Origin of the sequence: Chitinophaga sancti, from assembly GCF_034424315.1 — a bacterium.
GTDB lineage: Bacteria > Bacteroidota > Bacteroidia > Chitinophagales > Chitinophagaceae > Chitinophaga > Chitinophaga sancti.
This window is the reverse complement of record NZ_CP139972.1, coordinates 7,452,878-7,464,755: the sequence shown is the minus strand read 5'-3', so window position 1 is coordinate 7,464,755 and position 11,878 is coordinate 7,452,878. Positions and strand designations below refer to the sequence as shown.

The following is an 11,878-nucleotide window of genomic DNA, read 5'->3' as shown; positions in this document are numbered from 1 at the left end:
AACAGCGTAAACGGGAGCGTATACAAGACGGCAACAAGTGGCGGTAAGTGGTTGAAAATCAAATACTATGTTGTGCATTAACAAATTGTTACCGTAACACAATCATAACGAATGAATGAAAGCCGACAGGCTTTCTCCTTCATCCAAACCCAATTTTTTGCGCAATCTATAACGACTTACTCTCAAACTATCCTGGGAAATTGCCAGCAAAGTGGCCATATCTTTTGAGTTCATATTGAGCTTTATGAGCGCGGCCAATCGCACATCATTATGACTCAGATCTTCCTTCTTCTTCCGAAGATTGACAAAGAAATCCTGGTGAATCTGTTCAAATACATCCCGGAATTCATTCCAATACTCATCATGATTAAAACTTACATTGATCTGTTGTAGCACCTGCTGGATCTGTTTCTTCTGGTCGCGCTTATCATCTTTGGCCATTACTTCCAGTTTACCTTTCAGTTCTTCCAGCAACTGGTTTTTCTGGATCATATGGAGGGTATTGGAGGCCAGTTCTTTTCCTTTTATCTCCAGTTCCTGTCTTAATTTATCTTCCTGTAGTCCTTTATTTTCCAGTGCTGTCTGCATCAGTTCCTGTTGGGTAGCATGCATAAGACGCTGGCGGCTTAATACCACACGGCCTAAGATCAGTAATAATATAAGGACGACGATAGTTGCAATGGTGACAATGATGTGGATATTCCTGGTATGTTCCAGGCCGGTGATCTCAGCATCTTTTTTATTAATATCAAACAGCACGCTGAGGAAAGCGGTCTGGCGGTTATTCTCCAAAGAGTAGATATCAATGGTTGCTTTGCGGGAGAGTTCTGAATAGAGATAAGCGCTGTCTTTTTGCTGCATAAGGGCGTAGGTCTTGCCTAGATCCCGGTAAGCGGCCCCCTTTTCATAAAGGTCATTGATCTTTTCTGCCAGCAGCAATGCCTGGCGGGTACGCAAAAGGGCTTCACTGTATCGGCCTGTCTTGCGAAAAATGTCGCCCAGGTTATTTAAGACTTCTATGCTGGCCACACGTTCGTGTTCCTGCTCATAGAGGTCATAGGCATGACTATAATAATAATATGCGGAATCAAAATTTGCGAGGTCTTCGTAAATGCTGCCGATGTTTTCGTAGATCTTAGCCATCCCCTTTTTCCTGGCAAGACTACTGTATTGCGACAAGGCCTTACGCTGGTAGGTAAAAGCGCTGTCATACTTAGTGCTTTTTTCATATAAGTGCCCTATTTTACCATAGGTCATAGCGAGACCTTCGCCATCTCCAAGTTGCTTATAGATCAATAAGGCTTCATCATATTGTTTACGGGCAATGGAAATCTGCCTGTTATAATAATATAAGATACCCATATCATTCAGGTTGCCGGCAAGCAGGTCTTTCCGCTTTTGCTCACGAAAGATCTTGTCAGCCTTGAGATGATATTCTAATGCCTGTGGATAGTTGCCCAGGTAATAACAGATATTACCCATCTTTTGAAGTGATACGCCTGTGGTAACGTGATCTTTTTCTTCAATAGATTTACTATAGACCTCCTTCAATTTCAAAAAGGCGGAGTCGGGAAATTCGGGCGTAGCCTGTTCTGATTGATCTACCTCCTGTGCAAATGCACTATTCACTGCCATTAATAAGCACAATAAGAAAATACGCATACTGATGGCAAAGAAACGCCTTTAATATTAAGAAATTGTTAAGGCTTACTATTCAGGATATCCCTGATCATTTTGCGGATCTGTAAACTTACAAGGGCACTCTTTTTTAGTTCTGTCCTGGTAAAGATAATACCTGCTACATGATGCACTTCATCCTGCCAGGGATGTGTACCAAATGCACCAGGGCTGCTTGTTTCCAGGATTGTTCCATCAGGATTAACGACATCAATCCAGTTACCGATACCATAGCGAACGGGTTTTTCAGGCTGGGGAGAAAAAGGATTCCTGGGATAGGGTGTATTTTCTATTACCGCACCATTTGTCTGGTCCTGCAGCATGGTAGCGATAGCCGCTTCACTTAGTACTCTTTGACCTTTATACACACCTTTGTTTACAATCATTTCCAGGAAGTGGACGTAATCAGTGGCAGATGTTCTGACGCCACCAGCGATCATTGGATTACGAAAGCTCATAATTACATAGTTCGCATTCATATCACAAGGCTTCCCGATTTTTTCATTGAATAATGCCTGCCAGGATTTGCCGGAAACTATTTCTGCAATTCTACCTGCTACCTGCATGCTTACGCCACCGTAATTAAATTTCGTACCGGGAGGATTGATTAGGCCTGTAAATACTGCGATGGAATCGACTGCTGATTCCAGTGTCATAAATCCGCTGGATTCATAATGCCGGGGGCTATTGCCCGGGAAACCGGACGTATGGGAGAAGAGCTGGCGAATGGTGATATTGCCTTTATGATATTGGGTAAAAATGGGCAGGAATTTCCCGACAGTATCGGTCAATGATAATTTCCCTTCATCTACCAATGACATGATCACGGCACCTGACAGCCATTTGGAACAGGAAGCGATGAGCCTTTTATCATCTACCTTCAGGTCCAGTTCTTTCTTGTAAATCACTTTACCATTTTGGGTCACCAGTACTGCTACCCCATCATCATAAACGGTAGCATGGTCTTCGATGAATTTATCGACAGCGGAGAAATCGTATTTCTGTCCACAGGCAATAGTGCTGTATAGACACAATAATGTGATTAGGATCTTGCTCATATGTATCGAAGGTACGTGAAGGTAAAAGGTCTGTTTTTGTTTTTCACCGCGAAGCTGTTAAAATCCACCCTGAACTTTCGTTTCTTACAATACCTGCTGCTGTTGTTAAGTTATAAAAATACAAAGATTATGATGCTGGTTTCAGGCGATTGGTACTGAACTTACAAAACAATTGGCACATACCCCCTCTTTTCAGTAGTTTAATTTAGTAACAAAATAATAACCTCTCTTCCCATACTTCCGGCACACTAAATACCGTAAATTTCCAGTTTGATAAACCCTCATAAAAACCCAAGGTAATGAAAGCCTATCTGTCGTCTCGCCTGCTATATATTACAGCAGCAGCACTTATCGTCGCATCCTGTCAGAAAGACCAAGCTCCCACTCCCATCGCTAGCAAGGACAAAACTGTGGCCGCAACTATTGCAGCTACTACCACCACCTTAAGCGAATCTTTCGAGTCAGGCACTAAAACCGCCTATGCAACAGGCAACGTTACGCTCAGCAGTGGTAGCTGGAGCCTCAACGATGCCCTCATTGGCACACTATCTACTGATGCAAAGAACGGTTCTCAGTCCGTTCGTATCCGCAACACCGGTATCCTCAACATGAACTTTGACGCTACCGGCGGAGCAACTACAATCACAATTGCCCACGCTGTATTTGGCACTGATGGCAGCAGCACCTGGCAACTCTGGATCTCTACCGACGGTGGTAGTTCTTATTCACAGGTAGGCAGTACGGTGACCAGTTCATCTACTACCCTGACTACCGCTACGTTCACGGTAAGCGTAACGGGTAGTTACCGTCTTTCTATCCGCAAAGTATCTGGTGGCACTAACAGGATCAACATTGATGATGTTGTGGTTACAACCGGTTCTTCCAGCGGTGGTGGCGGTGGCGGTACAACAGGCGATAACAGTCATCTCCTGTTAGGTAATCCCAGTGGTGCCGTAGCCAGTTCCGTGTACACCACCAATTATCTCTACGATGCTACCTACTACATCGAATCTTACAACAGTGTAAGGGGCACACCAAACTGGGTTAGCTGGCACCTGAACAGTAGTGATATTGGCAGCACTTCCCGTCAGAATGATTTTCGTGCTAATACAGCCTTACCTTCAGGCTGGTACCAGGTAGGTGCTACCAGTTATTCAGGCAGTGGTTTTGACCGTGGTCATAACTGCCCTTCAGGCGACAGGACCTCTTCTACTGCGGCTAACTCTTCTACCTTCCTAATGACCAACATGATTCCACAGGCACCGAATAATAACCAGGTAACCTGGGAGGGTTTTGAGTCTTACATCAGAACACTTGTAAGTGCAGGTAATGAATGTTACATTATCATGGGAAGTTATGGTACAGGCGGCACCGGGAGTAGCGGATCTGCGACGACGATCGATGGTGGTAATGTAACGGTGCCCAGTAATGTCTGGAAGGTAGTGGTTGTACTTTCCAATGGCAACGGTGACCTGAGTCGTATCACTACTTCTACCAGGGTGATTGCCATCAATACACCCAATAATAACTCTATTGGGAGCGACTGGAAGAGCTATCGTACCAGCGTAGACGCCATTGAGACAGCTACCGGTTACGATCTGCTTTCTGCTGTATCTACCACTATACAAGCATCTATTGAAGCACAGGTTGATAACCAGTAAAAACTTATTGAAAAAGAGCTTGTGTCATAAGAAAATTTTAGTGGCTCCTATTTGGAAGCGGTTTTGCTAAAATAACTTTTGATACAAGCTCTTTATTTTTTTTTCTTTTTTAGTTCTGCAGGTTCTTTTTTTACAGAGAATCCCCTACCTTGCTCCAACACACCACGTTAAAACCCAAATCCCATCTTTTATGAAACAATTACTGTATGCAGTAGCATTGTCGGTAGTCATGGTTGCCTGTAAAAAAGACACACAACCGGTATTGACGCCAGACACCGAAGCTGTCACACCAGCTGCATTGCCCACACATTTCAAAGTAGCCTATTATGCGTACGATGCTACGCCTAACCTGCTGCCATTGACGAACTTCGCAAACGAGGCGAATGTAGTCGTGCTTTTTGAAGGTACGCCCTATGAGATTGCTGACTCCACTCATTATGGCAGCAGCAGTAGTTATATTCTCACGGTGAACCCTAATTATCATTCTTACAAATCGATCATGGATCATGTACATGTACTGCAAGCGAGGGGTGTAAAGGTATTGTACAACATTGATGACGCCAATTCATGGAATACGACCACGCCGTTCACTACTTACAATGGTACAGGTCTTACCTACACACAGTTTGCCGCTTTTGTAAAACGAATGGTTGTTGATTCCTTACACCTGGATGGCATTGCGCTCGATGTGGAGCATATGGGTAGTACAGCTGCCAATACCAATTTCAAAAACCTGGTGAAGGAATTTGGTAAATACTTTGGGCCATTATCTTCCAGTCCTACCACCACCGTATACACGGCTGCAATTTACAGTACGCCAACCGCGGGTTATGCAATTGGTCAGGACACGTCCGTGGCTAAGTACATGAACTTCGTAGAGGACATGGGTTACTTCCAGAATAACACTTCCCGGTTCAATCTCTGGGCCAATGTGATTGGAAGTGCTAAAACCATGATCGGGGTAACTAAATCTTATAATTCATTGAGCAATGCGGTAGCAGCTGCGCAATGGTTGCCTTCCTCAGGGGTGAAAGCAGGCATCATGGTGTTTGCCGGAAACGTAGATTCATCCTACACAAATAAAGTATTCAGGGCATTGCAATAATGCCCTTCAGACGCTGCTATCTGCCGGTAGCAGCGTTTTTTCCCCCGGTTTCCCTAATTTCGCACTCAAATGAGTGCTGTTTTTCTGATTACACCACCTTTCACACAGCTGAATACGCCTTATCCGGCCACAGCTTATCTGAAAGGATTCCTGAATACAAAGGGGATTTCCTCCTTTCAAGCTGACCTTGGCATAGAAGTAACCCTGGCCTTATTTTCCAAAGAAGGTTTGGGAAAGCTTTTTGCCCATATCAATCAGCTGCAAATACCTCATTCAGAAAATATCAGTCGCATCATTGCCCTGCAGGATGATTATATCATGACAATAGATGATGTGGTCGCCTTTCTGCAAGGGAAGAATCCTACCATCGCCCATCGTGTGTGTAAAAGGGATTTCCTCCCCGAAGCCAGTCGTTTTTCACAGCTCGAAGACCTCGACTGGGCATTTGGCTCCATGGGTAACCAGGACAAGGCCAAACACCTGGCGACCCTGTACCTGGAAGACCTTTCTGACCTTATTATGGAATGTGTGGATGAGCATTTTGGCTTTAGCCGCTATGCTGAAAAACTCGGCCGGTCAGCTAATAGCTTCGACGAGCTCTACGCCGCTCTTCAGCAGGCATACACTTACATCGATCATATCCTGATCGATATTCTCAGTAAACATATGGAAAGGGAACAACCCCAGCTGGTGGCTATTTCCGTTCCATTCCCCGGCAACCTGTACACCAGCCTCCGTTGCGGTCAGTGGATAAAGCAACATTATCCGCAGGTAAAAGTGGCCATGGGTGGTGGTTTTGCTAATACCGAACTGCGCGCGCTTTCCGATCCAAGGGTATTTGAGTTCTACGATTTTATTTCACTGGATGATGGGGAAGCTCCCATTGAGCAACTGATTTCCCACATCAATGGCACGCCTGGTGCGGAACTGAAACGCACCTTTACCCTGGTAGATGATAAGGTCACTTATATCAACAATGCCAGTTGTAAGGATTACAAGCAATCACAGGTAGGAACGCCGGATTACAGCGACTTACTTTTAGACAAATATATCTCCGCTATTGAAGTAGTCAATCCCATGCACCGCATGTGGAGTGATGGCCGCTGGAATAAGCTCACTATGGCGCATGGCTGCTATTGGGGCAAGTGCACCTTCTGCGATATCTCGCTCGATTATATCCGGGTATATGAGCCTATTGCAGCAGCGCTGCTCTGTGATCGGATGGAAGAGATCATCGCACAGACAGGACAAAATGGTTTTCACTTTGTAGACGAAGCAGCTCCCCCTGCATTGATGCGAGCCATGGCACTGGAAATTATTAAGCGGAAACTGAACGTAAGCTGGTGGACGAATATCCGCTTTGAAAAAAGCTTTACCCGCGACCTTTGTCAACTGTTAAAGGAGAGTGGGTTAATAGCGGTTTCCGGTGGCCTGGAAGTAGCTTCTGACCGTTTGCTGGCACTTATTCAGAAAGGGATTACAGTTGCACAGGTAGCGCAGGTAAATAAGCATTTTACTGAAGCCGGCATAATGGTGCATGCTTACCTTATGTATGGCTTCCCTACACAAACTGCGCAGGAAACCATTGATTCACTGGAAATGGTGCGCCAGATGTTCCAGGCAGGAATCCTGCAATCTGCATTCTGGCACCAGTTCACCATGACGGCTCATAGCCCGGTAGGACTGGAACCCGGGAAATTCAGCGTGAAAAAAGAAAGCGACATAGTCGGCTCATTCGCCAATAACGATATCATTCACGTGGACGAAACAGGGGCAGAACATGAAACCTTTAGCTATGGATTAAAAAAATCCCTGCTGAACTTCATGCATGGCATTTGCCTGGATGATCCATTGCAAAAGTGGTTTGACTTCAAAATACCCAAGACGAAAGTAGCTCCTGATTATATTGTGAAAGCACTGCAGGAAAGTGAACTGGCTTCCGCAAAGCCTACTGCTAAGGTAGTCTGGCTGGGAAGAACACCTACTGTAGAAACCATGACCAAATCCAAGAAAGGTGCCACCTGGGAAGTAGCCCTCCTTACCTTCCAGCGTAAGAAAGATAAACACACTATCAGTGTAGAACCAGATAAGGGACAATGGCTGGCAGGAATGCTGGAGCAGTTATCTGTTCGCAACAGCAAGACCTATACCCTGAAAGAAGTGATGGACGATTACACTGCTGCCGGCCTTGAAGACTTCGAATTATTCTGGGATAATAAACCAATCAATACCTTATATAAGTACGGTTTGCTGCAATTATAAAGCGGTTCTTAATATGCTTCATTTATTTTAAATTTGATATGTACTCAAAGTTGAATGAATGCTTGCGCCGTCCTATGAATTATCAGCCGTGTTTGCCTATGCCAGGAAGTTTTCCCTGGAACGGCACCTCTATTATATTGATAGTCAGTTACTCCTGTTAGGCATTCTCGAAGTCTGCACCAGTGATATCGCCATCGATCCCCCCGATCGCGAAAAAATGATCTTCTGGCTCAAGACCCTCTCCTGGGAAAAAGGTGGGGAAAAGCCGAACAAGGAAACGCTTCCCCTCACTGCCGAAGCAGAAAGGATGCTGGAAAATGCCGTGTATTACCAGAAGAAGCTGGGAGACAATCATTTAGGCCCACAGCATATCATTCTTTCAATTTTAACGATAGAAAACCGCTGTCAGTATAAACTGCAATCACTGGGTATTGTATATGCCTCGTACATGGACATTCTCAGGGCAGATAGAAATATTCAGCAGGAGATTCCACTTCACTGCCCCGGTATTAAGTTGCCTTTTGCGGCCAGGTATTATCCTTTTTTGCTATGGTTGTACAGCGCGAAGAAGAAGAAAAACATTATTGAAAAATACTTCAGAGAGGCACAATCCTGCCTGCAATATAACGAAGGGAGGAAATGCCGTATCCTTTGTCAGCACATCCTGCATATAGACCCGGAACATGTTAATACCCTCTGGTTAACAGGCGTATCGTACAGGGCAGAGCGCAACTTTGTACAGGCGCTTCCTTACTATGAGAAGGTGTTGGAGAAACATAGTGCACATACCGGTGTCATTGCCGAAATAGCGCACTGTTACAGTGAAATGGGGAATCATCATCGTGCCATGCAACTATATGTCTATGCACTTTCTCTCAATCCGGGGTCTTCGGAACTATTGAACAGTCTTGGTTTTACCTGCATTCAAATGCAGCTCTTTGTAGAAGCAATTTCTTATTTCGACCAGGCGATTGCCTACGATGAATCCTGCGCTTTTGCATATAACAATAAAGGCTATGTGCTGATGCGCCTTGGTCATCCTGTACAGGCAGAGGAACTGATGTACAGATCACTGCAATACAATAAAGGCAATGCATATGCCTACAGAAACCTGGGCATCCTGTACACAAAACAAAAGAATTTCGCAGCTGCAAGAGACATGCTGCTTACAGCCAAGCGCTATTATTTTGATCGTAAATATGGAAATGAAGTAGATGAGCTGCTCCGCAAATTACCCGCGTACGAAACTGTATAACCACTGTATACCCCTGTCATAAAACCCTGCCTTCATCAGGAACTTTCTGTAAATGAAGATACCAACAGTCGCCGTGGTAATACCCGCTATTACATCGACAACATAGTGGTGACTCAGGTAAACTGCCGCGAACCAGATACCAACCATCACAGTCGTAAATAAGATCTGGAAAAAACGGTTCACATGATGCCTGGAATAGTACAGCACGATGAGTGGGTAAGCAGAATGCAATGAAGGCATGGCTGCAAATACATTGGAGCCTTTACTATAAATAGAATGGAAAATATTCGCGTGAAAGAATGCATCAAAGCGTGCTAAGCCTGCGGTATTGCCCGGTGTATTTGGTATAAATTCAAATCCATGTATCTGTACATACCATGGTGGCGCAGCCGGGAATACATAGTAGATCACGAAACCGAGTAGATTCACAAAGAAGAAAGTAGCTGCAAAGTGCAGGAGGGCCAGTCTGTCTGTAACAAATAAATACACGGCAAACATGAGTGGCACCGGCACCCAGCACAGGTAAAAGATCCCCGTCATCACATCTATCCACGACTGCGAATGTGTGAGCCAGTATTCATTAGGTGTTAGTATTTTACTGCCTTCATGAATACCAAACAAGTGCTTCTCAAACCCATAGATATCCGCTATATGCACCTTAAAGAACAGGTAGTTCGGTGCGGCCTTCATATAGTCGAATATAATCCAGTAAACTAAAAAAATGGAAAATCCTATAATGAACCTACGACTGATCCAGGAGCCATAATAACAACCGTTAAATATGGCAATCAGCCACACCTGGTCGGTTTTGAAGCCAACCAGGAGGGCAGAAAGTAACAGGTAGGCTATACTTGCAAGTGTAGTAAATATGATATCTTTTCGTCTAAAAAGAGTCTTAGTCTTATTGATTGTCTCCACTTCCCTTATTGATGTTCTTCCTTTTGAGGAAAATTTGATCCGAACACCCGATCCCATATAGCAGAGCTCACGCCATAGCCTTTATCAGCATTTTGGTAATGGTGTTTCATATGGTGTTTCTTCAGCTTTTTCCAGAAGGCGTTCTTAAAATTCAGATGATGTAATGCATAGTGGGAAATATCATAAAACAGATACCCCGTCATGAAACCGGCAAAGAAACCAAACAGGTAATTTACAGGTATGATGGCTCTAAACAGGAAGAAAAAGCCCAATGCCAGTGGCACGCTCACGGAAGGTGGCAATACCAGTCTCAGGGCATCGTTTGGATAATCATGATGCACACCATGGAATATAAAATGTAGCCTCAGGCCCCATTTGGATTTAGGCACAAAGTGAAATACAAATCTGTGTAATACATACTCTGTCAAAGTCCAGAAAAACAGACCTCCCAAAGCTGACAACAGGAACACCATCACACCTGCATCTGTATGAGTCAATCCATAGTAACATACATAACTGATCACCGGAATATACAGGATGAGTGGTACACTGAAATGTACCTTGGATAATGCCTCCAGAAGCCCATTCTTAAACATGGGTACCGACTCCGTTGCATTGGAAACATATTGCTTTTTCATCAATCTAAATCTATTATATGTGTGGTGTTTTCTACTGCTTAAGGTTTGATTTGCTCTCTTACTTCCTTACCGGTGGCCATGTCTTTACCTTTCAGTTCAATGTACTGCACATTCGGATGCCAGAATGTGCCACCATCGATCTCTATGTAAATGCGATCCAGTACAGCCATTGAATTACCGATTTTTGCATACACATGGTAATCTGATTGTCCGGAAGGTTTCATCAGGTAAAGGTCCTTTTTCGCATAAGCTACGGAATGTAATTCATATTTCCCCTGTCCCAGGTCCTTTACTTTAATTCCGTATGCAAATTTACGCTGGATATAGTTCAGTGCTTTCTTTTCACCCCCATCCGCATAGCGGATCCAGTAAACATTTACCGGATCATCTACATCCAGCTTACCATCCACAATATTCAGATCGTATACAATGGTATTACTATTAGATGTACGCTGAATATAGAATAACTGCCTTGGTACATTTGGCACCGGGAAGTTTGGTTCACCAGAAGTGAAGGCCATGGTCGGCAAGATTACGATTGCTGCTATCATTAATACCTTTACCGTAGTAGCGGCACCTCTGATCACCCTGGTCACCTGGTCCTGTTTGTCCAGTGCTATCTTCGCGTCGCGCATTCTGCCAATTGCGGTAATGTTTGTCATCACCGCCATAATAAACAGTGGGAATGTAAAGATAGAAATGGTTTCAAAAATATGGAAAGGAATACCTGGCACAAACAGCTTGTAATCGCCACCGATAAAGTGGGCAGTGATGCCACAGGCAATAGCAGATACAGAGATCACAACAATACGCTCCGGACGCTGCATCAGCCCACCTTTACATTCTATGCCCAGGCCTTCGGCCCTTGCACGGGTATAGCTTACCATCATAGAGCCGATCATAGCCACGAATGCAGCCATAGAACTCAGGAAATAATGATGCCCTACCAGGTAATAGCAAATACCAAGGAACAACACCATTTCACTATACCTGTCCAGTACGGAATCGAAGAATGCACCAAACCTGGAACCCAGGTTACCCAGTCTGGCTACCTGTCCGTCCAGCATGTCAAACAGCCCTGCAAAGAGTGTCAGGGCACCGGCCCATCCTACATATGACAGGTCTCCCCTGTTTCCTTTCTGCACGCCGGTCACAAAGATGATTACCACCCCTATGTTCAGCAGAAACCCTACCAGGGTTACTATATTAGGCGTAAAGCCTATTTTAATCAATCCTTTTACTACTGGATTGATAATCAGATAAATCAGTTGTTGCAACTTGTCTCTCAATGACTTTTTCATACT

At 44.4% G+C, this 11,878-nt stretch carries 9 protein-coding genes; 4 read left to right on the top strand and 5 right to left on the bottom strand.

The window, feature by feature from the left end:
* Window positions 1-102: 102 nt before the first annotated feature.
* Both U0033_RS29430 and U0033_RS29425 read right to left on the bottom strand, forming a co-directional pair.
* Window positions 103-1,635 carry a tetratricopeptide repeat protein gene (locus tag U0033_RS29430; RefSeq protein WP_177318610.1) on the bottom strand — a complete coding sequence of 511 codons (1,533 nt, stop codon included), beginning with the start codon at window positions 1,633-1,635 and terminating at the stop codon, window positions 103-105.
* A gap of 65 nt (window positions 1,636-1,700) precedes the next feature.
* Window positions 1,701-2,735 (bottom strand): serine hydrolase domain-containing protein, encoded by a 1,035-nt coding sequence (locus U0033_RS29425; RefSeq protein ID WP_072362043.1) that lies wholly within the window; start codon window positions 2,733-2,735, stop codon window positions 1,701-1,703.
* 299 nt (window positions 2,736-3,034) lie between these two features.
* Between U0033_RS29425 and U0033_RS29420 the strand changes: the two genes are divergently transcribed.
* From U0033_RS29420 to U0033_RS29405, 4 genes are all read left to right on the top strand, one after another.
* The gene (locus U0033_RS29420) at window positions 3,035-4,396 is read left to right on the top strand and encodes a DNA/RNA non-specific endonuclease (RefSeq protein WP_072362040.1); all 1,362 of its coding nucleotides are present in this window, start codon (window positions 3,035-3,037) and stop codon (window positions 4,394-4,396) included.
* Between the two features lie 190 nt (window positions 4,397-4,586).
* Entirely contained in the window at window positions 4,587-5,501 is a 915-nt protein-coding gene (locus U0033_RS29415) for an EndoS/ChiA family endoglycosidase (protein WP_143150739.1), read from the top strand.
* Between the two features lie 69 nt (window positions 5,502-5,570).
* A complete protein-coding gene (locus U0033_RS29410; RefSeq protein ID WP_072362033.1) occupies window positions 5,571-7,763 on the top strand; it encodes a B12-binding domain-containing radical SAM protein in 2,193 nt (730 codons plus the stop codon).
* A 58-nt stretch (window positions 7,764-7,821) separates the two neighbouring features.
* Entirely contained in the window at window positions 7,822-9,018 is a 1,197-nt protein-coding gene (locus tag U0033_RS29405; protein ID WP_072362030.1) for a tetratricopeptide repeat protein, read from the top strand.
* Here U0033_RS29405 and U0033_RS29400 read toward each other — a convergent pair.
* The 3 genes from U0033_RS29400 to U0033_RS29390 are packed head-to-tail and all read right to left on the bottom strand — an operon-like array spanning window position 8,995 to window position 11,875.
* Complete coding sequence (locus tag U0033_RS29400; RefSeq protein ID WP_245801778.1) at window positions 8,995-9,936, bottom strand: phosphatase PAP2 family protein; 942 nt, start codon at window positions 9,934-9,936, stop codon at window positions 8,995-8,997. The genes U0033_RS29405 and U0033_RS29400 overlap by 24 nt on opposite strands.
* Before the next feature lie 5 nt (window positions 9,937-9,941).
* Window positions 9,942-10,574 carry a sterol desaturase family protein gene (locus tag U0033_RS29395; protein ID WP_072362027.1) on the bottom strand — a complete coding sequence of 211 codons (633 nt, stop codon included), beginning with the start codon at window positions 10,572-10,574 and terminating at the stop codon, window positions 9,942-9,944.
* 38 nt (window positions 10,575-10,612) lie between these two features.
* On the bottom strand, window positions 10,613-11,875 hold the full coding sequence (locus U0033_RS29390; RefSeq protein WP_072362024.1) for a DUF4833 domain-containing protein: 1,263 nt from the start codon (window positions 11,873-11,875) through the stop codon (window positions 10,613-10,615).
* Window positions 11,876-11,878 lie beyond the last annotated feature (3 nt).

Excerpts from the sequence above, each read along its gene's own strand:
- U0033_RS29430 (WP_177318610.1), bottom strand. The coding sequence starts at position 1,635 with ATGGCAGTGAATAGTGCATTTGCACAGGAGGTAGATCAATCAGAACAG.
- U0033_RS29425 (WP_072362043.1), bottom strand. The coding sequence starts at position 2,735 with ATGAGCAAGATCCTAATCACATTATTGTGTCTATACAGCACTATTGCC.
- U0033_RS29420 (WP_072362040.1), top strand. The coding sequence starts at position 3,035 with ATGAAAGCCTATCTGTCGTCTCGCCTGCTATATATTACAGCAGCAGCA.
- U0033_RS29415 (WP_143150739.1), top strand. The coding sequence starts at position 4,587 with ATGAAACAATTACTGTATGCAGTAGCATTGTCGGTAGTCATGGTTGCC.
- U0033_RS29410 (WP_072362033.1), top strand. The coding sequence starts at position 5,571 with ATGAGTGCTGTTTTTCTGATTACACCACCTTTCACACAGCTGAATACG.
- U0033_RS29405 (WP_072362030.1), top strand. The coding sequence starts at position 7,822 with ATGCTTGCGCCGTCCTATGAATTATCAGCCGTGTTTGCCTATGCCAGG.
- U0033_RS29395 (WP_072362027.1), bottom strand. The coding sequence starts at position 10,574 with ATGAAAAAGCAATATGTTTCCAATGCAACGGAGTCGGTACCCATGTTT.
- U0033_RS29390 (WP_072362024.1), bottom strand. The coding sequence starts at position 11,875 with ATGAAAAAGTCATTGAGAGACAAGTTGCAACAACTGATTTATCTGATT.